This window comes from Hylemonella sp. P2_B10 (assembly GCF_056404875.1).
In genome coordinates this window covers 1,003,307-1,026,193 of record NZ_JBFUDE010000001.1, presented here as the reverse complement: position 1 = coordinate 1,026,193, position 22,887 = coordinate 1,003,307, and the positions used below count along the sequence as shown (strand labels likewise).

Sequence of the window (22,887 nt, the reverse complement as noted above, 5' to 3'; positions counted from 1 at the left end):
AGTGGACATCAACCTCCCCGACGTGTTGGCCGAGGTGACGGCCCAGTGCGAACGCTATGAGAAGGCGCTGACCAGCAACGACGTGGCGGTGCTGGACGAGCTGTTCTGGAACAGTCCGCACACGCTGCGCTACGGTGCCACCGAGAACCTGTATGGCTACGAGGCGATACAGGCGTTTCGCGCCGGGCGTCCGGCTGTGGGTCTGCAGCGCACCGTGCTGAAGAACGTCATCACCACCTACGGGCGCGACTTCGCCACCGCCAACGTTGAGTTCCAACGCGTGGGCAGCGACAAGACCGGGCGCCAGAGTCAGACGTGGATGCGTACTTCTGACGGCTGGCGTGTGGTCGCTGCCCATGTCAGCTTGCTGTCTTAGCTCATTGAAGTCACATGGGGCGGCTTGTCTTGCTGGCTGCCGACGCCATTGGTGTGCGTGGCTCCGCGGCTGTCCCCCGGGCCTGCGGSCCTCCTCCTTGATGCCGCTGCGCCACGCACCCCAACGACATCGGGGCCGTTGACGGAGGTGAAGCTCGAATGCCGAATACCGGGCTTTGGTGCGCCAACCATGTTCGTGGGACCAGGTCGATGCGGCATTCGGCGTAGCGGCATCAAGGAGGAGGCCCGCAGGGCCGGGGGACAGCCGCGGAGCTGAGCGCCGTGTCGGCCTGGTCCCAGCCAACCAGTTTGAAGCGCGATGGCAGTTGGAGGGTAGGCACAGTTTATGCATCCCGTCTTGTATCCAAGAAATTTGGACTCCGCTGGCACCACTTTGATGCGCCGCCCCTGAGCTAACAACCCTTTGGAGAGATGAGCATGAGCTTGAACAAACTGAACCGTCGCGATTCCCTCAAGACCCTGGCCGCGCTGGGCGCGTCCGGCACGTTGGCCACCTGGGGCGACCAGGCGTTGGCGCAAAAGCCGATGACCGTGGGGGTGATCTACGTTGGCCCGCGCGACGACTACGGCTACAACCAGGCCCAGGCGCAGGCGGCGGCGGAGGTCAAGAAATGGCCAGGCCTGAAGGTGGTGGAAGAAGAGAACGTGCCCGAAACCGCCGCCGTGCAAAAGACCATGACCGGCATGATCGCGCAGGACGGCGCCTCGGTGCTGTTCCCCACCTCGTTCGGTTACTTTGACCCGCACATCCTGGCGCTGGCCGCCAAGAACCCCACGGTGCGCTTCGCCCACTGCGGCGGCATGTGGACCGAAGGCAAGCACCCGAAGAACGTGGGCAGCTATTTCGGCTACATCGACGAGTGCCAGTACCTGAACGGCGTCATTGCCGGCCACATGACCAAGAGCAAGAAGATTGCGTTTGTGGCCGCCAAGCCCATCCCCCAGGTGCTGCGCAACATCAACGCCTACCTGATGGGTGCGCGCTCGGTCAAGGCCGACATCACCTGCAGCGTGATCTTCACCGGCGACTGGTCCATGGCCGTCAAGGAGGCGGAAGCCACCAACAGCCTGGCTGACCAGGGGTGCGATGTGTTCACCATGCACGTGGACGGCCCCAAGGTGATTGTGGAAACAGCTGCCAAGCGCGGCAAGATGGTCTGCGGCTACCACGCCAGCCAGGCCAAGCTGGCACCCACCGCCTACCTGACCGGTGCCGAGTGGAACTGGCTGACCGCCTACAAGACCATCATTGAGGCCGCCCAGACCGGCAAGCCGCACCCCAACTTCCTGCGCGGCGGCTTGAAGGAAGGCTTCGTCAAGATGTCGCCCTATGGCTCCATGGTGCCTGACGCGGCCAAGAAGAGTGCCGACGACACCAAGGCCAAGATGGTGGCCGGCAGCTTCGACATCTTCAAGGGCCCGCTGAAGGACAACAAGGGTGCGGTGGTCATTCCCGCCGGCAAGACCTACAAGCAGACCGACCTGGAGCTGGAGAAGATGAACTACCTGGTGGAAGGTGTGGTCGGCTCCATCTGAGCCCCGGCGACATACAGAGCAGCCGAGCGCCCCCATGCGCGACACGCTGATCGACATCGCCTTGCCGACGCTGGCCATTGCGGCAGCGCTGCTGGTGTTCGGCCTGTTGGTGGCCTTTGCCGGCGTCAACCCGCTGGACGTGTGGCTGCTGCTGTTCAAGGGGGCGTTTGGCGACTGGTTCTCGTGGCAAAACAGCCTGCAACGCGCCGCACCGTTGATGCTGACGGCCCTGTGCGTGGCCATTCCGGCGCGCGCCGGCCTGGTCATCATCGGTGGCGAGGGCGCACTGGTGCTGGGTGGCCTGGCCTGCGCCGCGCTGGCCTATGCGGTGCCGCTGCCCGCCAACATCGTTGGCACCGCGTTGGTGTGCCTGGCCGGTGCGCTGGCCGGCGGGCTGTGGGTTGCGCTGGCTGGCTGGCTGCGGCAGTACCGGGGCATCAATGAGACCATCTCCAGCCTGTTGCTGGCCTACATCGCCATCGGCCTGTTCAAGCACCTGGTGGAAGGCCCGCTGCGCGACCCGGCCAGCCTGAACAAGCCTTCCACCTACGCGCTGCCCGAAGGCATGCTGATCGGCGGCATAGGCGGGTCCGACGTGCACTGGGGCTTTGTGCTGGGCGCCGTGGCCTGCATTGTCCTGGGCCTGTGGATGCGCTGGACGGCCTCGGGCTTCTCGGTGCGCGTGGTGGGCGGCAACCCGCGCACCGCGCAGCTGGTGGGCTTGCCGGCTTCCAAGTTGATCTTGCTGGCCTGTGGCCTGGGGGGTGCGTGTGCCGGCCTGGCCGGCGCCGTGGAAGTGGCGGCGGTGCACACCAATGCCAATGCCTCGCTGATCGCGGCCTATGGCTACGCCGGCATCCTGGTGTCTTTCATCGCGCGGCACCAGCCGTTTGCCGTCATCCCGGTGGCCATCCTGTTCGGTGGTTTTGGGGCGGCGGGCAGCCTGCTGCAGCGCCGGCTGGGCTTGCCGGATGCCTCCGTGCTGGTGCTGCAGGGCATTGCGTTCGTGTTCATCCTGGCCAGTGAGGCGCTGCGCGGCATGGACTGGCAGGCGCTGTTTGCCAAGTTGCAGCGGGCATCCGGTGGTCCCAAGGACGAGCTTGCGCCCGTGGAGAAAACAGCATGACCGCTGATCAATGGGTGGCCTTGTTTGCCGGCCTGGTGGGCGGCGCGCTGCGGGTGGGCGTGCCCTTCCTGTTCGTCAGCCTGGGAGAGTGTTTGACGGAAAAATCCGGACGCATCAACCTGGGGCTGGAAGGTGTGCTGGTGCTCTCGGCCATGGTGTCGTTCGGCGGCGCCTACCTCACAGGCTCGCCCTGGCTGGGCGTGCTGGCCGGCGCGCTGGCTGGCGGGCTGCTGGCCTCGCTGCACGGGGCGCTGTGTTCGCTGCCGCGCGTCAATGATGTGGCCACTGGCATCGCGCTGATGTTGCTGGGTACCGGCCTGGCGTTCTACTTTGGCAAGCCGCTGATACAGCCGCAGGCGCCGCAGATACCGGCCATCCCCTTGGGCAACTGGAGCGACTCGTCTGCCGTGCGCTCGGCCTTGCAGGTCAACGCATTGTTGCCGCTGGGCTTGGTGCTGGCGGGGGTGATGTGGTGGGGCTTTCGCCGCACGCGCTACGGGCTGCTGGTGCGCATGGCGGGGGATTCGGCCAATGCGGCGCGCGCGCTGGGCTACTCCGTGACCCAGATACGCCTGCTGTCCACCACGGTGGGCGGCATGATTGCGGGGCTGGGTGGGGCCTCGCTGACCCTGTTCTACCCCGGCAGCTGGAACGAGGGCATCTCCAGCGGCCAAGGCCTGATCGCTGTCGCCCTGGTCATCTTTGCCCGCTGGAGCCCGCTGCGCTGCATTGGTGCGGCGGCGCTGTTTGGCGGTGCCGGCGCCTTGGGGCCGGCGTTGCAGTCGGTGGGCGTCAGCTGGGGCTACCACCTGTTCAACACCGTGCCCTATGCGCTGACGCTGCTGATCCTGGTGCTGACCTGCAAGCCCGGCAGCGTGGCGCAGGGCAGCCCGGGCGAGCTGTCGTCCACCCGCTGAGAAGGCCGTCCATGAAGTACGTCCAAGCCAACCCCTACGCCTGGCCCTACGACGGCGCTTTGCGCCCGCACAACACCGCGCTGATCGTCATCGACATGCAGATCGATTTCTGTGGCCCGGGCGGCTACGTGGACAAGATGGGTTACGACATCTCGCTGACGCGCGCTCCGATTGAGCCGCTGAAGCTGCTGATGGCGCGCATGCGTGCCCTGGGCTACACCCTGATCCACACCCGCGAAGGCCACCGGAGCGACCTGGCCGACCTGCCTGCCAACAAGCGCTGGCGTTCGCGCCAGATCGGCACCGGTGGCGTGGGCATTGGCGACGTCGGGCCGTGCGGGCGCATCCTGGTGCGTGGCGAGCCGGGCTGGGAGATCATTGACGAGCTGGCGCCGCTGCCGGGCGAGGTGGTCATCGACAAGCCGGGCAAGGGCTCGTTTTACGCCACCGACCTGGACCTGGTGCTGCAAAACCGTGGCATACGCAACCTGGTGCTGACCGGCATCACCACCGACGTGTGCGTGCACACCACCATGCGCGACGCCAACGACCGGGGCTATGAGTGCCTGCTGCTGTCCGACTGCACGGCCGCCACCGACGCCGGCAACCATGCCGCCGCACTGAAGATGATCACCATGCAGGGCGGCGTGTTCGGCGCCCATGCCACCTCCGGCCAGTTGCTGGAAGCGCTGGGCTGACCCGCAGACATCATGGCACGCCGTGACCTGATCCCCCCACCCAAGCCCGCCACCGGCGCGCTGCTGCTGGAAACCTACGAGCTGACCAAGCGCTTTGGCAGCTTCACCGCCATGGACCATGTGACCATGCGGGTGGAGCCCGGCACGGTGCACGCGCTGCTGGGCGAGAACGGTGCCGGCAAGAGCACATTGGTCAAATGCGTGGCCGGCTTCCAGCAGGCGGAAGAAGGCAGCGTGCTGATCGACGGCCGCGAGCAGGACATCGCCAACCCGGTGGTGGCACGCGCCCTGGGCATTGGCATGGTCTACCAGCACTTCACGCTGGCACCCGGCATGACGGTGGCCGAGAACCTGTTGCTGGCGTCTGACCAGATGCCGCAGGTGATCGACTGGCGCGCGAAGCGCCAGGAGTTGCAGGACTTCCTGGCCACCACGCCGTTCAGCCTGGACCTGGACGCCACCCCCGCCGCGCTGGCGGCCGGTGAGAAGCAGAAGCTGGAGCTGCTGAAACAGCTGTACCTGAAGCCGCGCTTGTTGATATTGGACGAACCCACCTCGGTGCTGACGCCGCAGGAGGCTGATGAGGTGCTGGGCCATGTGCGGGCGTTTGCCCGCAGCGGGCAGTGCACGGTGATCATCATCACCCACAAGTTCCGCGAGGTGATGGCCTATGCCGACGCCGTGACGGTGCTGCGCCGGGGCAAGGCGGTGCATCATTGCAGCGTGGCCGACACCACGCCCGCGTTGCTGGCCCAGGCCATGATGGGCGAGGCGGCTGCCACTGAGGCCGAGCCGGCAGATGCCGCGCAGGCCACACTGCCTGCCGCCGATGCCCAGGTGGCCCTGCAGGTCAGCGGCCTGACGGCTCCCGGTGACCGTGGCACGCTGGCCCTGCATGGTGTCGACCTGGCGGTGCGGCGCGGTGAGATATTGGGCGTGGCCGGTGTCTCCGGCAACGGGCAGCGCGAGCTGGTGGAGGCCCTGGTGGGCCAGCGGCCGCGCCTGGGCGGCCAGGTCAGCGTGCTGGGCCAGCCCTATGGCGCCACCCGGGCCGAAAACCGCAGCCTGAAGGTGCGCAGCCTGCCCGAGGAGCCGCTGCGCAGTGCCTGCGTGGGCGACCTGAGCGTGGCCGAGAACATGGCGCTGCGCGACTTTGACCAGCCGCCGCTGGCCAAGGGTGGCCTGCTGCGTTTCGGTGCCTGGCGCGAACGCGCCCGCGCATGGATTGCCGAATACGGTGTCAAGACGCAGGGCGAGGGTGCGCCCATACGCTCCTTGTCTGGCGGCAACGTGCAGCGCGCCGTGCTGGCGCGCGAGCTGGCGGGCGATATCAACGTGCTGATCGCCGCCAACCCGGTGTTCGGGCTGGACTTTGCCGCCGTGCGCGAAATCCACAGCCGGCTGCGCCAGGTGCGCGCGCGCGGCGCCGGTGTGCTGTTGATCAGCGAAGACCTGGACGAGCTGCTGGAGCTGTCCGACCGCATCGTGGTGATGAGCGAGGGCCGGGTGGTGTTTGAGACCACGGCAGCCGGTGCTGACCGCCATGTGCTGGGCGCCCACATGGGCGGTGGCCACGGCGCGCACGATGAACCGCACGACAAGGTGGCCGCATGACTTCCAAACCCCTGATCACGCCGCTGCACCTGGCAGCCACGCCGTTCGAGTACAAGTTCATGGTGGAGCGCACTGCGCTGGTCATCATCGACATGCAGCGCGATTTTGTCGAGCCGGGCGGCTTTGGCGAGACCTTGGGCAACGACGTTTCCCTGCTGGCGGCCATCGTGCCGGCCTGCCAGGCGGTGCTGGCTGCCTGGCGCGATGCGGATGGTTTGGTGGTGCACACCCGCGAGGCGCACCAGCCTGACCTGTCGGACTGCCCACCGGCCAAGCTGCACCGTGGCAACCCCACGCTGCGCATTGGCGACGTGGGGCCCATGGGGCGCATTTTGGTAGCCGGTGAGCCGGGGAACCAGATCATCCGCGAACTGGAGCCGCGACCGAAGGAATGGGTGGTGGACAAGCCCGGCAAGGGCGCCTTCTACGCCACCGGCCTGCACGAAAGCCTGCAGGACAAGGGCATCACCCACCTGCTGTTCATGGGCGTGACCACCGAGGTCTGCGTGCAGACCTCCATGCGCGAGGCCAACGACCGGGGCTACGACTGCCTGCTGCTGACCGACTGCACCGAGAGCTATTTCCCGCAGTTCAAGGCCGCCGCGGTCGAGATGATCCACGCCCAGGGCGCCATCGTCGGCTGGACCGCGCCCAGCAGCCTGCTGCTGCAAGCCCTTGCGGCGCCGGTGCCGGCCTGATGCTGGTAGAGTTTCGTCCGATGCCTGCTGCCACTGCCTCCCCACCGCGCCGAACCGCAGCGCCCGCCATCGCCGAAACGCCGGCACACCGCTCGCGCGCCGACGAGGTGTATGGGCAGCTCAAGCGCGACGTCGCCGAATTCAAGCTGGTGCCGGGCGACCGTTTCACCGAGACCGAAATCAGCGAGCGCCTGGGCGTGTCGCGCACGCCGGTGCGCCAGGCGCTGTTTCGCCTGCAGCAGGAAGGCTATGTGGAGGTGCTGTTTCGCAGCGGCTGGCGCGTGCTGCCGTTCGACTTCGAGCAGTTCGAGCAGCTGTACGACCTGCGCATGGTGCTGGAGACCACCGCCGCCCACCGCCTGTGCGAGGACGGCGCGCTGCGCCACGCCAAGATAGACCGCGCGCTGCTGGAAGAGCTGGCCGCCATCTGGCTGGTGCCGGTGGCCCAGCGCAGCACCGACACGGTGCAGGTGACGCAGTGGGACGAGGCCTTCCACTGCGCGCTGGTGGCCGCCGCCGGCAACCCCGAGATGGCGCGCGTGCACCGCGACGTGACCGACCGCATACGCATCATCCGCCGGCTGGACTTCACCAAGCAGGCGCGCATTGACGCCACCTACGACGAGCACGCCAAGATCCTGAAGGCCATCCAGCGCAAGCGGGGCGACCAGGCCGCCATGCTGCTGCGCGCCCACATCGAGACCAGCCAGGCTGAGGTGCGCAAGATCACGTTGCACCAGGTGCACATGGCGCGGCAGCGCGGGTAGTTGTTCTGCCCAGCTGGCGCCACGCGTTGCCGGTTCGCGGTTTACCGATGACACTGGAGCGCGTGGCTCCGCGAATGTCCCCCGGCCCTGCGGGCCTCCTCCTTGATTTCGCTGCGCCACACGCCCCAGCTTCACCGGCAGCGTGTTGGTAGGGATAGCGCCAGCCAGAAGTCCAACTGCGTGGTGCCGGCGGTGAAAACTGTTTTCAGAAAACTGATGTTGCGCTTGCACATTGCAGCGACGCGCCGTTGCACAATCCAACCAGCCGGTGCGGCAGTCGCACCTTCCAACCACTCGGGGGTCATCGCATGAATCGCAGGGATTTCGTCAAGGTCGGCATGGGCGCCGGCAGCACGCTGGCCGCTCACCCTGCTTTTGCCGCCTTGGCCAGCGACCCGGCTCAACGCTTTATCGCCAGCGCCGATGTGGCGCAACTGCAGGCTGCGATGACCTCGGGCAAGCACACGGCCCAATCCATTGTCAAGCTGTACCTGGCGCGCATCGCCAAGCTGGACAAGGCCGGGCCGAAGCTGAACGCCATCATCGAGCTGAACCCGGATGCACTGGCCATCGCCAAGGCGCTGGACGCCGAGCGCAAGGCCAAGGGGCCGCGCGGGCCCATGCATGGCATTCCGGTGCTGATCAAGGACAACATCGCCACCGGCGACAAGATGCTGACCACGGCCGGCTCGCTGGCGCTGGCCCATGGGCCAGCGGCCAAGGACTCGCACCTGGCGCAGCGGCTGCGCGAGGCCGGCGCGGTGATTTTGGGCAAGACCAATCTCAGCGAGTGGGCGAACCTGCGTTCCACCCGATCCACCAGCGGCTGGAGCGGCCGGGGTGGCTTGTCGCGCAACCCGTACGCGCTGGACCGCAGCACCAGCGGCTCGTCCTCCGGCTCGGGCGCGGCCGCCGCAGCCAGCCTGGCGGCCGTGACCATTGGCACCGAGACCAATGGCTCCATCATCTCGCCGGCCTCCATCTGCGGGCTGGTGGGCATCAAGCCCACGGTGGGCCTGGTCAGCCGCAGCGGCATCATCCCGCTGTCGCACACGCAGGACACCGCCGGCCCGATGACGCGCACGGTGGCGGACGCGGCGGCGCTGCTGTCCGCGATGGCCGGCGTGGACCCGCTTGATGCTGCCACGCAGGACAGCGCGGCCCAGCGCCCGGGCGACTACACCCGTTTCCTGGACAAAGGCGCATTGAAAGGCAAGCGCCTGGGCGTGGTGCGCAACTACTTTGGCGGCAAGCGCGACTTGATCGACGCAGAGATCGAGAAGGCGCTGGCGGTGCTGCGCGACCAGGGCGCGATTCTGGTGGATTGCGAGCTGACCAACTTCGCCAAAACCGGCGCTGGTTCGCTGGAGCTGTTGCTGTACGAGTTCAAGGCCGGCCTGGCCGCCTACCTGAAGGACTACGCGCCGGACGCCAAGATCAAGAACATGGCCGACTTGATCGCCTTCAACCTGGCGAACAAGGACAAGGAGTTGCAATACTTCGGCCAGGAGTTCCTGATCCGCGCCGAGGCCAAGGGCGACCTGAACACCAAGGAATACCTGGATGCGCTGGCCAACAACCAGCGCTATTCCCGCACCGAGGGCATAGACCTGCTGCTGAAGGACAACAAGCTGGACGCGCTGGTGGCACCCAGCAACAGCACCGCCTGGTTGATCGACCTGGTCAATGGCGACAGCAGCCTGGGCGGCTTCTCCGGCCCGGCGGCCATTGCCGGCTACCCGCACATCACCGTGCCGGCCGGGCAGGTGCGGGGGTTGCCGGTGGCGTTGTCGTTTGTCAGCGGGGCGTGGACCGATGGGCCGTTGATCGGGATGGCTTATGCCTATGAGCAGGCTACGTTGCTGCGCAAGCCGCCAACTTTCCCTCGGTCAGTGAATCCGGCCATTTGAGGGGCACCGTGGTTGGCGGGGACCAGGCCACCACGGCACTCCGCTCCGCGGCTGTCCCCCGGCCCTACGGGCCTCCTCCTTGATGCCGCTGCGCAGAGTGCCATGATGTCCTGGTCCTGCCAGCGTGGGGGGCGTTCTAGCTGCAGGCGCGCCAAGTTGGTCCGCTTCTCAAGAAGGCTTCCAGTAGCCACGGTGCAGCGCTGCGATCTCTTCCTCCACTTCTGCGACGGGGCCGATGACCTCGACCGCCTTCTGTCCGGCGGCAAACACACTGCGGCAGGGCAGGTCCATCGTTGGGTTCTCGTCGTGGTTGCCGGTCAGCTCCAGCAGTCGTCGTTCGGTCATGCCATACACCAGCCGCCCGATGTTCGCCCAGTATTGCGTGCCGGCGCACATGGCGCAGGGCTCCACCGTGGTGACCAGCGTGCATTGCCACAAGTAGTCTGGCGTGAAGTTGGTCGCCGCCGTGCGCGCCAGCGTGGACTCGGCATGGTTTACCGTGTCCACATTGCCTTGCTCGGCCAGCACGGTCTCACCATCAGGCGCGACCAAGATGGCACCGAACGGGTGGCGGCCCAATTGCATGGCGCGGCGCGCGACCTCATTGGCGCGGCGCAGGTGACGGGCGACTTGCTCAGCGTTCATGACGGGGCGGTAAAAGTTAGTGTGCCAAAGCGCTTGGAATGGGATCAGGACATCATGGCACTCTGCGCAGCGGCATCAAGGAGGAGGGCCGAAGGCCCGGGGGACAGCCGCGGAGCGGAGTGCAGTGGTGGCCTGATCCAGCCAACCAAGCAGGCACGCAACCACGACAAAAACCACGAAGCTCAGCCATTCTGAGAACCCCTATGCGCCCAGGCCGTCGTGTGCTTTTCCACCAGGCTGAACAGCTCGTACATCACCATCGCCATGGCACCCACCACCACCAGGCCGGCAAAGGCCAGGCCCATCTGCATGGCCGAGCCGGCGGAGATCAACAGGTAGCCTATGCCCTCGTTGGCGGCGGTCATCTCCGACACCGTGGTGCCCACAAAGGCCAGTGTGATGGCCACCTTCAGCGAGCCATAGAAGTAGGGCATGCTGCGCGGCAGGCCGACCTTGACCAGCACGTCCCAGCGCTTGGCGCCCAGCACGCGCAGCACGTCTTCCAGCTCCGGCTCCAGCGTGGCCAGGCCGGTGGCGATGTTGACCATGATGGGGAAGAAGCTGATCAAAAAGGCCGTCAATATGGCCGGCCCCGCGCCGATGCCGAACCACACCACCAGGATGGGCACGAAGGCGGCCTTGGGCAGTGCGTTGAAGGCCGTCATCAGCGGGTACATGGCGGCATAGGCCAGGCGCGAACTGCCGATGACAAAGCCCAGCAGCACGCCCACCACGATGGCGATGGCAAACCCGGCCATGGTGACCCAGAAGGTGCGCCAGGCGTGGCCGGCGATCAGCGCCTTGTTCTCCCAGAACTGGCTCCAGATGCGCCAGGGGCTGGGGAAGATGAACTCCGACACGTCGAGCGCCGCGCACAAAATCTGCCACAGTGCGATCACCGCCAGCAGCAGCAGCCACGGGGCCCAGAGTTCCACTTGCTTGGTGTTGAGTTTCATCGGCTTGGCTTCAGACGGTGGTGGAGGCCGTGGCAGCAGGGGCGCCCTTGCGCATGGCACCAATGTGGCCGCGCAGCTCGTGCACGATGTCGCCGAATTCCTGCGTGTAGGTCAGCTCCAGCTCGCGCGGGCGCGGCAGCGTGATGTCCTTCTTCACCACAAAGCGGCCCGGGCTCTTGCTCATCACGTACACCGTGTCGGCCAGGAACACCGATTCGCGCAGGTCGTGCGTGACCAGGATGACGTTGAAGCGCTGCTCGGTCCACAGGTCGCGCAGGATGCACCACAGCTCTTCGCGGGTGAAGGCGTCCAGCGCGCCAAACGGCTCGTCCAGCAGCAGCATCTTGGGCTCGTGGATCAGTGCGCGGCAGATGCTGGCGCGCTGCTGCATGCCGCCCGACAACTGCCAGGGGAACTTGTCCTCATACCCGCCCAGGCCCACCTTCTGCAGCAGCCCACGGGCGCGCGCCTCGTACTCCTTGCGCTTGGCCTTGAAGCTGCTGCGGTAGGGCTCCACGATCTCCAGCGGCAGCAGCACGTTGTCCACCGTGGTGCGCCAGGGCAGCAGCGAGGGGGCCTGGAAGGCCATGCCCGAGATCTTCAGCGGCCCGGTGACCGGCTGGCCGGCAATGCTGATCTTGCCCATAGACGGCATCTTCAGCCCGGTGGTCAGCTTCATGAAGGTGGACTTGCCGCAGCCCGAAGGCCCCACGATGGCGATGAACTCGCCGGCGCGCACCTTCAGATCGATGGCCTCCACCGCAAAATGGTTTTCCTTCAGCAACTGCTCGTTATAGGCCAGCCAGACGTCCTGGAAGTCCACGAACCAGGGGGCTTGGGCGGTTTGCATGGAGGCTCGGTCGAATTGCTGAACGCGGTTACTTCTTCGCCCACACGTTCAAATCTGCCTTGGCGGGCAGGAAATTGCCGTTCCACACCGTGTCCGGGTTGACGCGGGTCTTGGTGGCAAAGGCATCGGACACCTGCGATGCCATCAAGGACAGGCGCGGCCCGCTGATTTGGCCAAAGCCCTCGGCGCGGGCGCTGGGGGTGTCGATGACGGTCTCTATCGCCAGTTTCAAGCGCCGGGTTTCCAGGTCCAAGTTGACGATGCCGTCGCGTGCTTTCACGTCCTGCGCGGCAGCGGCAGGGTTGGCCAGGATGTCCTTGACACCGCGTGTGAACGCCACCAGGAAGGCCTTCACCTCGGCCGGGTGCTCCTTCAGGAATTTGGGCGACACGATGATGGCATTGCCATACAGGCGCACGCCATAGGCGGGGTAGGGCAGCACCACCACGTCGGCCGCCTTGACGCCGCGCGCCTCCAGGTTCAGCAGCGAGGTGAAGGTGAAGCCGGTGATGGCGTCCACATCGCCGCGTGCCAGCATGGTCTCGCGCAGCGGCGGGTCCATGGCCGTCCACTGCACACCGCTGACGTTGTTGGCCTTGGCAAAGATGGGAAAGGCGCGGCGCCCGGCGTCGAACACCGGTGCGCCCAGTTTCTTGCCGTTCAGGTCGGCAGGGGTCTTGATGCCGGATTTTTTGAGCGCCATCACCGAGGCCGGCGTGTCGTTGTAGACCATCATCACCGCCACCGGTTTGCTGGGCGCGTCCGGGTTGTTGGCCTGGAACTCCATCAGCGCCGCCATGTCGGCAAAGCCCATGTCGTAGGCGCCCGAAGCCACCCGGGTGACGGCGCCGCCCGAGCCGTTGCCGGCGTCCACCGTGACGTCCAGCTTCACATCCTTGAAGTAGCCCTTGGCCAGCGGCGTCAGGAACAGCGCACCGGGCCCTTCAAAGCGCCAGTCCAGCTGGAACTTGATGGGGGTCATTTGCGCCTGGGCCACGCTGCCCAGCGTGGCGAGGGTGAGGGCGGTCAGCAGTTTCAGCAGCAGGCGCTTGGGGGTCATGGGGTTCTCGTGCGGTGGGTTGTTGTTGCTCTGTGCCAAGCAAGACAAGTGCCAGTGCTTCGCGCTGCCGCCGAAAGTACTGATAATGCCTTCGTCAGCGGTTCATTCAACAACAGGAGACTCCATGAAAAAGCTCGTTTGTGTTGCCGCCATGGCGGTGGCTGTTTCCACCGTGTGGGCGGAGGACAAGAAGGGTGCGGCACCCCATTGGACGTACACCGGCGCACAGGGTGCCGAAAAATGGGGCGATCTGGAGAAAGACTTCGCAACCTGCAAGCTGGGCAAGAAACAGTCGCCCATTGACATCAAGGGCGCGACCAAGGGCAGCTTGCCCGCCATCGCCTTCAACTACGGCCAGGGCGCCGCCGAAGTGGTCAACAACGGGCACACCATCCAGGTCAACCTGGCCGCGGGTGGCGATGTCAAGGTGGCCTCGGGTGGGTACAAGCTGCTGCAGTTCCACTTCCACACACCGAGCGAAGAGCTGGTCAACGGCAAGCCCTACCCCCTGGTGGCGCATCTGGTGCACAAGAGCGATGCCGGCAAGCTGGCCGTGGTGGCCGTTCTGTTCAAGGAAGGCAAGCCCAACGCCGCGTTGCAAAAGGTGTTTGCCGCCATGCCCGCCAAGGAAGGCGGCAAGGCCGAGCTGGGCGGTGGCCTCAACGTGGCGGACATGCTGCCGGCCAAGCAAGCCTACTGGGCCTTCGAAGGTTCATTGACCACGCCGCCTTGCAGCGAAGAGGTGCAGTGGCATGTGCTGAAGGAGCCGGTGGAATTGTCACCGGCGCAATTGGCGGCGTTCAAGAAGCTTTACCCCATGAATGCTCGCCCGGTGCAGCCGCTCAACGGGCGTGCGCTGCAGGAAAGCTCCTGAGCGGCGCTACCCTCAAGGTCCACGTCCAGCCAGACAGCGTCTGAGCCTTCTGTGATCGACACCGCTGGGGCGCGTGGGGCTTAATCCGCTGGCTGCCGACGCCGCTGGTGCGCGTGACTCCGCGAATGTCCCCCGGGCCTTCGGCCCTCCTCCTTGATTTCGCTGCGTCACGCGCCCCAGCGACATCGGGGCCGTTGGCGGACGTGACGCTCGAATGCCGGATGCCGAAGCTGGCACGCCAACCACGTTCGCAGGATCAGGTCGTCATGGCACTCTGCGCAGCGGCATCAAGGAGGAGGCCCGAAGGGCCGGGGGACAGCCGCGGAGCGGAGTGCCGTGGCGGCCTGATCATCCAAACACGTTAGCGCGAGGAGCGCTATCAAGCCATCCCGGCCTTGACCAACAACCCGTGGCTCAGCCGGTTGTGCTGCTCGATCAATGGCGGCAGATCAACGCCCTGCAGCCGGCCGTCTTCGACGACGATACGCCCGTTGATCACCGACAACCACGCGGGTGCCGGCGAGCACGTCAACAGCGCTGCCACCGGGTCACCCAAGCCACCGGCATGGTGCAGGCCATCGACGCGGAAGGCCACGAAGTCCGCCGCCTTGCCCAGCTCCAGGCTGCCGATGTCGTCGCGTGCCAGCGTGCGGGCGCCGCCTTGTGTGGCCAGCCACAGCGCTTCGCGGGCCGACAGGCGGGCGGCGTCGGATTCGAAACCTGGCCAGCCCACGCGCTGCAGCAACATGGCCTGGCGCGCTTCGCCCAGCAGGTGGTTGCCATCGTTGCTGGCTGAGCCGTCCACGCCCAGGCCCACGCGCACACCGGCGTCCAGCATGGCGCGCACCGGTGCGATGCCCGAGGCCAGGATCATGTTGCTGCTGGCGCAGTGGCACACGCCCGAGCAGGTGTGGGCCAGGCGGGTGATCTCAGTGGCATTGGGGTGCACCATGTGGGCAAACCACACGTCAGGGCCCAGCCAGTCCACCGACGCGGCGTAGTCAATGGGCCGCATGCCGAATTTCTCCAGGCAGAAGCGGTCTTCGTCCAGCGTTTCAGCCAGGTGCGTGTGCAGGCCCACACGCTGGTAGCTGCGCGCCAGCCGCGCCGATTCGCGCATCAGTGCGCTGCTGACGCTGAACGGCGAGCAGGGCGCCAGCCCCATGCGCAGCATGGACAGCGGTTCGGGGTCGTGCCAGGCCTCGATCAGGCGCTGCGACTCAGCCAGGATGTCTGCCTCGCGTTCCACCAGGCTGTCGGGTGGCAGGCCGCCGGCCGATTCGCCCAGGCTCATGCTGCCGCGCGTGGGGTGAAAGCGTATGCCCATGGCCTGGGCGGCCTGGATCTCGTCTTCCAGCCGGCAGCCGTTTGGGTACAGGTACAAATGGTCGGCCACCGTGGTGGCGCCGGACAGCATCAGCTCGGCCAGCGCCACTTGGGTGCTGACATGCACTGCCTCGGGCGTGATGCCGGCCCACACCCGGTACAGCAGCTTCAACCAGTCGAACAGCGCCAGGCCCTTACCGGTGCCAATGGCGCGGGTCAGTGTCTGGTACATGTGGTGGTGGCAGTTCACCAGGCCGGGGGTGACCACGCAGCCGCTGGCGTCCAGAGTGCGCGTGGGGGCGTGCTCGGGGTGCTGGGCGACCCAGGCGTCCAGCTCGGCGGTGCTGGCCACGCGCAGGATGCGGGGGCCGTCGGTCAGCAGCGCGCCGTTGGGGATTTCGCGCCGCGCCCCGTCTTGCGTGGCCAGCACCAGCGCGTGGCGCAGCAGCAGGCGTTCGCTCATGGGCTGGCCAGGTTCAATCCGGCGCGATCACGCCGTAGCGCAGGCCTTGCCCGACCAGGTAGCGGCGGTAGGCCAGCGACATGCGGTCGCAGGCCATGGACACCTCGGCCCCAGCGGCCAGCGGCAGGCGCTGCGGCTGCTGGTTCTCGACGATGGGCAGGTCCTGCATGAAGATGGTGTCCTGGAACTGGCGCAACTCGTCGTCTGTCTTGTCGTGGATGGGCATGGCCAGGATGATCCAGGCCCGTGTTGTCGTTTCGGTCAGCGGCTGCAGGTGCAGGCTGATGGCCTCGTGAAAGCCGTCCTGCGCCTGCGGCTCCTTGGTCAGGATGGCGGTGAGTGGCCGCAGCACCCGATAAGTGTAGGCCACCTCGCTGCCGGTTTCGGCCGCCGCATTGGCGCGCGGCTGCCACACCTTGCATTGCACCGCGCGCACGCCCTGGCCCAGGGTGGGGTCGTCCAGCATCTCCACGCGGTAGTCCGGCACGGCGGCCTGGGCCGGTTCACCCAGGATGCCCTCATGCACGAAAGACAGGTGCGCCAGATCCAGAAAATTTTCCACCAGGCGCGGGCCGCTGGCGCGCACCTCATACGGGCCGCACCACACCTTGCGCAGCCGCGCGTCGTCAAACTCGGGGAAGGGCAGCACGTCTTGCGCCGGCGTGCCCAGGCACACCCACACCAGGCCGTAGCGCTCGCGCACCGCAAAGCTGGTGGCGCAGGCTTTCAGATCAGCCTCGCGCAGTTGCGGCAGCGCCGGCACCAGGCGGCATTTGCCGCCGCTGTCAAATTCCCAGCCGTGGTAGGCGCAGCGCAGGGCGTCACCCTGCAGCGTGCCCATGGACAGCTTCATGCCGCGGTGCGGGCAGCGGTCTTCCCAGGCCTGCAACGTTCCCTGGCTGTCGCGCCAGACCACCAGCGCGGTGTCCAGCAGTTGCGTACCCAGCATGCCGCCGCTGGGCACCTGTGTGGCCAGGGCCACCGGGTGCCAGTCGTCGAACAAGACCGGATCGCKCAACATGCCGCGACTGTACCGCGCCGCGACTACTTCGGCACCGTGCCTTCCACGCCTTGCACGTAGTAGTTCATGGACAGCAGGTCTTTCAGCGGCATCACCGAGCCGGCGGCCACCTTGACGGCGCCGCTCTGGTCCTTCACCGGGCCCTGGAAGGGGTGGAAGGTGCCGGCAATCATGGCCGCCTTCTTCTCCTCGAAGGCCTTGGCGGCGTCAGCCGGCACGGCGGCGTTCAGCGGTGACATTTTCACCATGCCTTCCTTCAGGCCGCCGCGCACTTCGCCCGACTTCCATTTGCCGGCCAGCACCGCCTTGGCGGTGTCGGTGTAGTAGCCACCCCAGTCGTTGGTGTTGGCCGTCAGGTGCGCCTTGGGCGCGAACTTCACCATGTCCGAATCCCAGCCGAAGGCGTAGATGCCTTTTTCCTGCGCCGCCTGCAGTGTGGCCGGCGAGTCGGTGTTCTGGCTCAGCACATCGGCGCCTTGGGCGATCAGCGTCTCGGCGGCCTGGCGCTCCTTGGCCGGGTCATACCAGCTGTTGACCCAGATCACCTTGGTCTTCACATTGGGGTTCATGCTTTGCGCGCCCATCGTGAAGGCATTGATGTTTCGCACCACCTCGGGGATGGGGAACGAGGCCACCACGCCCAGCGTGCCGCTCTTGGTCATCTTGCCGGCGATCACGCCCAGCAGGTAAGCCCCTTCGTAGAAGCGCGACTCGTAGGTGCCCAGGTTCTTGCCCGTCTTGTAGCCGGTGGCGTGTTCGAAGATCACGTTGGGGAAGGCCTTGGCCACCTTCTCGGTCGGGTTCATGTAACCGAACGAGGTGGTGAAGATCAGCTTGTTGCCTTCGGTGGCCAGCTTGCGGATCACGCGCTCGGCGTCGGCCCCTTCGGGCACGTTTTCCACAAAGGTGGTTTTCACCTTGGCGCCCAGCGCCTTTTCCATCGCCAGGCGGCCCTGGTCGTGGGCGTAGGTCCAGCCGGCGTCGCCCACCGGGCCGACGTAGACGAAACCCACCTTCAGCGGTTCGTCGGCCGCGCGGGCGGGCTGCGCAAAAGCGGTGAGGACGGCGGTGGCCACGGCGGCCAGGGCAAAGAATGTGCGGCGGTTCATGTCGATGTTTCCTGTTGTGCTGGGGCGTGGATCAGAAATGGTACTCCACGCGGATCATGGGCGTGTGCGCAAAGGCGCCCTTGCCGGCTGCGCCAGCGGAATCGTTGCCGAACTTGTTCTTCCAGTACTGGTATTCCAGGCCGATCTTGAAGCCTTTGGCGCCCACGCTGCTCAGGTCATACATGATCTGCATGTCGATGTTGGTCTCGGTGGCGGTGTTGCCGCCGAACTCGTTCTTGCCCTTGGGCGCGATGATGTTGAAGAAGCCCTCGAACGACAGTGGCAGCTTGCCGATCGGGATGCTCCAGGCGCCGGTGATCATGGCGTGGGTGTCGTAGCTGTAGCGCGGTGTGGACACGCCGCCGGGGAAGGTGCTGTAGGGGGCGTTGCTCTCCCACAGCGCCAGCAGGCTGACGTTGAAGAAGCCGGGCACGTCCAGCATGAAGGTGGGGCCGGCCACCAGCATGCGCTTCTTCGAGTTGTAGCCGGCATCGGTCTTGGTGTTCCAGTCAAAGCCAAAAGTGATGCCCATGTTGCGCACCGGGCCGAACTTGAACGGCGTGCCCGAGAGCTTCTCCAGGTCCAGCGTGTGGCGGTAGACGATGTAGGCCTCTTGGGCGCCGTTCTTGGAGCCGAAACTTGACGGGTCCTTCTCGTCGGACATCAGCAGGTCGACGTTGAAGAAGTTGCTGCCGTATTTGTAGCCGCTGGCGTGCGTCAGGTTGATGATGCTCTTGCTGACGTCCTGGTTGTTGAAAGGCTCGGCATAGGAGCTGCCGTAGCGGTAGCCGATGGAGGTGTCGCTCCAGTCGGCGGCCTGCGCGCCCGTGGCGCAGGCCATCAGGGCGGCCAGGGCCATGCTGTGTTTGAGAAATGTGTGCTTCGTCGTCATGGCAGCTCCTTGAGCGAGGGGTTTGCGGATTTATGAGGGATTACCAGAATGGTTGATAGCAAGTAGCGGGCCAATTGCCTTGGTGCCGGTGGGGGTATGCCGCGCAAAGGATTTATACCGTTTCGCGTCGCGGGGTGAGTACCGACATGCACCCGAACTTGTATACAAGGCACCAGCATGGGGATTTTTTGGCACCAAGGGCTCCTGTTCTTGGTGCGCGTGCGCTGCTCTGCCGTTATGCTGGCGTGCGCGGGTTGCGACAGCGCTTCGGCATGCAACTTGCGTTGTTTGAAGTACAAGATGGCGAAAGCGAACGCCGTCGACTGCCTTAGGAGCCTCGCCATTGCCATGACCGAAGCGCTTGCCGCCCCAGCGTCCCCATTCCGGTCCGAGCCGCGCTTGCAGATGCTGGGCATCTCCAAGATCTACCCCTCGGTGGTGGCCAATGCTGACGTCAACCTGACCGTGATGCCGGGCGAGATCCACGCCGTGCTGGGCGAAAACGGCGCCGGCAAAAGCACGTTGATGAAGATCATCTACGGCGTCACCCGCCCCGACGCCGGCGAGATCATGTGGGAAGGCAGTCAGGTGCACATCCCCTCGCCGTCGGCGGCGCGCAAGCTGGGCATTGGCATGGTGTTCCAGCATTTCTCGCTGTTCGAGACGCTGACAGTGGCAGAAAACATCTCGCTGGTGCTCGACGAGCGTGTGCCGCCCAAGGTGCTGGCCCCGCGCATACGCCAGGTGTCCGAAGAGTACGGCTTGCCGGTGGACCCGGAGCGCCACATCCACAGCATGTCAGTGGGCGAGCGCCAGCGGGTGGAGATCGTGCGTTGCCTGCTGCAGTCGCCGCGCCTGTTGATCATGGACGAGCCGACCTCGGTGCTGACGCCGCAGGCGGTGCTGAAGTTGTTCGAATCACTGCGCCGGCTGGCCAGCGAGGGCTGCTCCATCCTGTACATCAGCCACAAGCTGGACGAGATCCAGGCACTGTGCGACAAGGCCACGGTGCTGCGTGCAGGCAAGGTGTCGGGCACCGCCATCCCGAAGCAGGAGACCGAGCGCTCGTTGGCCGAGTTGATGATTGGCAAGGAGCTGCCGGTGTGCAACCTGCAACCGCGCCAGCCCGGCGAAACGCGCTTTGCGCTGCGCCAACTCACGCAGGCCTCCAGCGACCCGTTCGGCACCGATTTGCAAGAGGTCAGCCTGGAGTTGCGCAGCGGCGAGATCCTGGGCATTGCCGGCATATCGGGCAATGGCCAGCAAGAGCTGCTGAAGGCCATTTCCGGCGAGGCGTTGATGGCTGACGCGGCGGCGGTGCAACTGGCCGGCCAGGACGCCGGCCGCTTGGACGCTGCCCAGCGCCGCGCTTTAGGCTTGTGCTTCGTGCCCGAAGAGCGGCTGGGCCGCGGTGCCGTGCCCGAGCAGTCGCTGGCCGACAACGCGCTGTTGACAGGTTACGTGCCAGGCTACGGCAGGCACATGCTGAAGCACGGACTGATCCAGTTCGGTGCGGTGCGCGCGTTTGCCAGGCAGGTGATCGAGCGCTTCAACGTCAAATGCGGGGGCGAACGCGCCATGGCCAGCAGCCTGTCGGGCGGCAACTTGCAAAAGTTCATCGTCGGCCGCGAGACGCTTTTGGCGCCCAAGGTGATGGTGGTGGCCCAGCCCACCTGGGGCGTGGACATCGGTGCATCCATGCTGATACGCCAGGCCATCATCGACCTGCGCGATGCCGGCGTGGCGGTGCTGGTGCTGTCTGAAGAGCTGGACGAGCTGTTCATGATGTGCGATCGCCTGGCCGTGCTGGCCAAGGGCAAGCTGTCGCGCGCGGTGCCCGTGGCGCAGACCAGCGTGAACCAGATCGGCATCTGGATGAGCGGCAATTTTGACGCCACGCTGGAGGAAAGCGGCGGCCCAACCTCCCAACCCGAATCCACAGGAGAAGGCCAGCATGCCCCGGCTTGAAGCCCGCCCCGAGCCCTCGCGGGCGATGATGGTCGCCTCGCCGCTGATTGCCGCCGTGGCCATGCTGCTCAGCGGCTCGCTGCTGTTCAGCCTGCTGGGGCAGGAGCCGCTGCACGCTTTTTATGTGTACTTCATCAAGCCGGCCAGCACCGCCTATGGCGTGGGTGAGCTGTTGCTGAAGGCCACGCCGCTGACGCTGTGTGGTGTTGGCCTGGCCATGGGTTTTCGCGCCAGCGTGTGGAACATTGGCGCCGACGGCCAGCTGACCATGGGCGCGGTGACCGCCAGCTGCGTGGCGCTGTACTTCCATGGCTCGGAATCGCACTGGGTGCTGCCGCTGATGCTGCTGGCCGGCGCTGTGGGCGGCATGCTGTGGGCGGCAATACCGGCGCTGCTGCGCACCCGCTTCAACACCAGCGAGATCCTGGTCAGCCTGATGCTGGTGTATGTGGCCTATCTGTTCTTGAGCTACCTGGTGCATGGGCCGCTGCGCGACCCGGACGGTTTCAACTTCCCGCAGTCCAAGATGTTCAGCGACAGCGCCATGTTGCCGCTGCTGGTGGAGGGCCTGCGCGTCAACGCGGCCTTCATCCTGTCGCTGGTGGGGGTGGCCGGGGCCTGGTTCTTTGTCTCGCGCACTTTCGCCGGCTACCGCATGAAGGTCAGTGGCATGGCGCCGGCCGCCGCTGCCTATGCTGGTTTCAGCGAGCAGCGCAATGTGTGGCTGGCCTTCATGATCAGCGGCGGCCTGGCCGGCCTGGCTGGCGTGGGCGAGGTGGCCGGGCCCATAGGCCAGCTACAGCCCTCGGTGTCGCCGGGCTACGGCTTTGCCGCCATCATCGTCGCCTACGTGGGGCGGCTGCACCCGCTGGGCGTGCTGCTGGCGGCGCTGCTGATGTCGCTGCTGTACATCGGCGGCGAATCGGCACAGATGGAGCTGCAACTGCCCTCGGCCATCACCGGGCTGTTCCAGGGCATGCTGCTGTTCTACCTGCTGGCGGCTGATTTGTTCATCCACTACCGCTTCAAGCCACGGCACCGCGCCGTGGCTGCAGCGAGCAAGGCGGCCTCATGACGCTGGACCATCTGATCCCTTTCCTGGCCAGTACCGCTGGCGCGGCCACGCCGCTGATCGTGGCGGCCACCGGCGAGCTGGTGACCGAGCGCTCCGGCGTGCTGAACCTGGGGCTGGAGGGCATGATGCTGGTCGGCGCGGTGGCCGGCTTTGCCGTCACGCTGCACACCGGCTACGCCGGCCTGGGCCTGCTGGCGGCTTGTGGCGCGGCGATGGCCGTGGCGCTGCTGTTTGCCTTTCTGGTGCTGACGCTGCAGACCAACCAGGTGGCCACCGGGCTGGCGCTGACGCTGTTTGGTGTCGGCCTGTCAGCGTTCGTCGGCCGCAGCCTGGTGGGCCAAACGGTGCAGCCGCTGGCCAAGCTGAATATCCCGCTGCTGTCGGACATTCCTTTCCTTGGGCCGCTGTTGTTCCGCTTTGACGCCATGGTGTACGGCTCGCTGCTGCTGGTGGTGGTGGTGGGCTGGGTGCTGGCGCGCACGCGGCTTGGGCTGGTGATACGCGCCGCCGGCGAGTCCCCGCAAAGCGCCCATGCCATTGGCCAGCCAGTGATCGCGCTGCGCTATGGTGCGGTGCTGTTCGGCGGCGCCATGGCCGGCCTGGCCGGCGCCTACCTGTCGCAGGCGCTGACGCCCATGTGGGTGGAGGGCATGACGGCCGGGCGCGGCTGGATCGCACTGGCTCTGGTGGTGTTCGCCACCTGGCGGCCGCGCGGCGTGGTGCTGGGCGCCTACCTGTTCGGTGGGGTGACGGTGCTGCAGTTCCACGGTCAGGGTTTCGGGCTGGCGGTGCCGTCGGAGTTTTTGTCCATGCTGCCCTACCTGGCCACCATCGTGGTGCTGGTCATCATCTGCCGCAACCCCAAGACCATTTTGCTGAACCGGCCGATGTCGCTGGGACAGAGTTTTCGGGCTGACTCGTAGTTTGGTTTGCTCTGTGTTGGCTTGTGCGGTGACCGCATGCCAGCCATGCATTGCGCTAAACTT

Annotated in this window: 21 protein-coding genes; 13 read left to right on the top strand and 8 right to left on the bottom strand. The window is 66.1% G+C overall.

Translation table 11 applies throughout. The annotated features are described in order from the left end of the window. Position 1 precedes the first annotated feature (1 nt). From hpxZ to AC1DX2_RS04910, 9 genes are all read left to right on the top strand, one after another. Positions 2 to 376, top strand: a complete 375-nt coding sequence (gene hpxZ / locus AC1DX2_RS04950) for an oxalurate catabolism protein HpxZ (RefSeq protein WP_477195172.1) — start codon at positions 2 to 4, stop codon at positions 374 to 376. Between the two features lie 437 nt (positions 377 to 813). Next, positions 814 to 1,932, top strand: coding sequence for a BMP family ABC transporter substrate-binding protein (locus AC1DX2_RS04945; protein ID WP_477195171.1), 1,119 nt, complete (start codon positions 814 to 816; stop codon positions 1,930 to 1,932). 34 nt (positions 1,933 to 1,966) lie between these two features. Continuing rightward, positions 1,967 to 3,058 (top strand): ABC transporter permease, encoded by a 1,092-nt coding sequence (locus tag AC1DX2_RS04940; protein ID WP_477195170.1) that lies wholly within the window; start codon positions 1,967 to 1,969, stop codon positions 3,056 to 3,058. Continuing rightward, positions 3,055 to 3,975, top strand: coding sequence for an ABC transporter permease (locus AC1DX2_RS04935; protein ID WP_477195169.1), 921 nt, complete (start codon positions 3,055 to 3,057; stop codon positions 3,973 to 3,975). Before AC1DX2_RS04940 ends, AC1DX2_RS04935 begins: the two co-directional genes overlap by 4 nt. A gap of 11 nt (positions 3,976 to 3,986) precedes the next feature. Next, positions 3,987 to 4,673 (top strand): biuret amidohydrolase, encoded by a 687-nt coding sequence (gene biuH / locus AC1DX2_RS04930; RefSeq protein ID WP_477195168.1) that lies wholly within the window; start codon positions 3,987 to 3,989, stop codon positions 4,671 to 4,673. 12 nt (positions 4,674 to 4,685) lie between these two features. Next, entirely contained in the window at positions 4,686 to 6,287 is a 1,602-nt protein-coding gene (locus tag AC1DX2_RS04925; protein WP_477195167.1) for an ABC transporter ATP-binding protein, read from the top strand. Further along, positions 6,284 to 6,985 carry a cysteine hydrolase family protein gene (locus AC1DX2_RS04920; protein WP_477195166.1) on the top strand — a complete coding sequence of 234 codons (702 nt, stop codon included), beginning with the start codon at positions 6,284 to 6,286 and terminating at the stop codon, positions 6,983 to 6,985. Before AC1DX2_RS04925 ends, AC1DX2_RS04920 begins: the two co-directional genes overlap by 4 nt. Before the next feature lie 20 nt (positions 6,986 to 7,005). Then, a complete protein-coding gene (locus tag AC1DX2_RS04915) occupies positions 7,006 to 7,752 on the top strand; it encodes a GntR family transcriptional regulator (protein ID WP_477195165.1) in 747 nt (248 codons plus the stop codon). A gap of 308 nt (positions 7,753 to 8,060) precedes the next feature. After that, the gene (locus AC1DX2_RS04910) at positions 8,061 to 9,662 is read left to right on the top strand and encodes an amidase (protein WP_477195164.1); all 1,602 of its coding nucleotides are present in this window, start codon (positions 8,061 to 8,063) and stop codon (positions 9,660 to 9,662) included. A gap of 168 nt (positions 9,663 to 9,830) precedes the next feature. Here AC1DX2_RS04910 and AC1DX2_RS04905 read toward each other — a convergent pair whose 3' ends face one another. The 4 genes from AC1DX2_RS04905 to AC1DX2_RS04890 form a co-directional block, all read right to left on the bottom strand. Next, on the bottom strand, positions 9,831 to 10,307 hold the full coding sequence (locus tag AC1DX2_RS04905) for a nucleoside deaminase (RefSeq protein WP_477195163.1): 477 nt from the start codon (positions 10,305 to 10,307) through the stop codon (positions 9,831 to 9,833). Between the two features lie 182 nt (positions 10,308 to 10,489). Next, entirely contained in the window at positions 10,490 to 11,263 is a 774-nt protein-coding gene (locus AC1DX2_RS04900) for an ABC transporter permease (RefSeq protein ID WP_477195162.1), read from the bottom strand. 10 nt (positions 11,264 to 11,273) lie between these two features. Further along, positions 11,274 to 12,113, bottom strand: coding sequence for an ABC transporter ATP-binding protein (locus AC1DX2_RS04895; protein WP_477195161.1), 840 nt, complete (start codon positions 12,111 to 12,113; stop codon positions 11,274 to 11,276). 28 nt (positions 12,114 to 12,141) lie between these two features. Further along, on the bottom strand, positions 12,142 to 13,173 hold the full coding sequence (locus tag AC1DX2_RS04890) for an ABC transporter substrate-binding protein (protein WP_477195160.1): 1,032 nt from the start codon (positions 13,171 to 13,173) through the stop codon (positions 12,142 to 12,144). A 124-nt stretch (positions 13,174 to 13,297) separates the two neighbouring features. Between AC1DX2_RS04890 and AC1DX2_RS04885 the strand changes: the two genes are divergently transcribed. Continuing rightward, positions 13,298 to 14,047 carry a carbonic anhydrase gene (locus tag AC1DX2_RS04885; RefSeq protein WP_477195159.1) on the top strand — a complete coding sequence of 250 codons (750 nt, stop codon included), beginning with the start codon at positions 13,298 to 13,300 and terminating at the stop codon, positions 14,045 to 14,047. A gap of 379 nt (positions 14,048 to 14,426) precedes the next feature. Here AC1DX2_RS04885 and AC1DX2_RS04880 read toward each other — a convergent pair whose 3' ends face one another. From AC1DX2_RS04880 to AC1DX2_RS04865, 4 genes are read right to left on the bottom strand one after another with little or no spacing between them, the layout of a single operon-like run. Further along, on the bottom strand, positions 14,427 to 15,836 hold the full coding sequence (locus AC1DX2_RS04880; protein WP_477195158.1) for an 8-oxoguanine deaminase: 1,410 nt from the start codon (positions 15,834 to 15,836) through the stop codon (positions 14,427 to 14,429). A 13-nt stretch (positions 15,837 to 15,849) separates the two neighbouring features. Continuing rightward, a complete protein-coding gene (locus AC1DX2_RS04875) occupies positions 15,850 to 16,857 on the bottom strand; it encodes an aromatic ring-hydroxylating dioxygenase subunit alpha (protein WP_477195157.1) in 1,008 nt (335 codons plus the stop codon). A 23-nt stretch (positions 16,858 to 16,880) separates the two neighbouring features. Further along, positions 16,881 to 17,966, bottom strand: coding sequence for a BMP family ABC transporter substrate-binding protein (locus AC1DX2_RS04870; protein WP_477195156.1), 1,086 nt, complete (start codon positions 17,964 to 17,966; stop codon positions 16,881 to 16,883). Positions 17,967 to 17,997: 31 nt separating this feature from the next. Then, positions 17,998 to 18,858, bottom strand: a complete 861-nt coding sequence (locus AC1DX2_RS04865) for an outer envelope protein (RefSeq protein ID WP_477195155.1) — start codon at positions 18,856 to 18,858, stop codon at positions 17,998 to 18,000. A gap of 348 nt (positions 18,859 to 19,206) precedes the next feature. Between AC1DX2_RS04865 and AC1DX2_RS04860 the strand changes: the two genes are divergently transcribed. The 3 genes from AC1DX2_RS04860 to AC1DX2_RS04850 are packed head-to-tail and all read left to right on the top strand — an operon-like array spanning position 19,207 to position 22,824. Further along, on the top strand, positions 19,207 to 20,826 hold the full coding sequence (locus tag AC1DX2_RS04860; protein WP_477195154.1) for an ABC transporter ATP-binding protein: 1,620 nt from the start codon (positions 19,207 to 19,209) through the stop codon (positions 20,824 to 20,826). Next, positions 20,813 to 21,901 carry an ABC transporter permease gene (locus AC1DX2_RS04855; RefSeq protein WP_477195153.1) on the top strand — a complete coding sequence of 363 codons (1,089 nt, stop codon included), beginning with the start codon at positions 20,813 to 20,815 and terminating at the stop codon, positions 21,899 to 21,901. The genes AC1DX2_RS04860 and AC1DX2_RS04855 overlap by 14 nt, the downstream gene beginning before the upstream one ends. After that, positions 21,898 to 22,824, top strand: coding sequence for an ABC transporter permease (locus AC1DX2_RS04850; protein WP_477195152.1), 927 nt, complete (start codon positions 21,898 to 21,900; stop codon positions 22,822 to 22,824). The genes AC1DX2_RS04855 and AC1DX2_RS04850 overlap by 4 nt, the downstream gene beginning before the upstream one ends. Positions 22,825 to 22,887 lie beyond the last annotated feature (63 nt).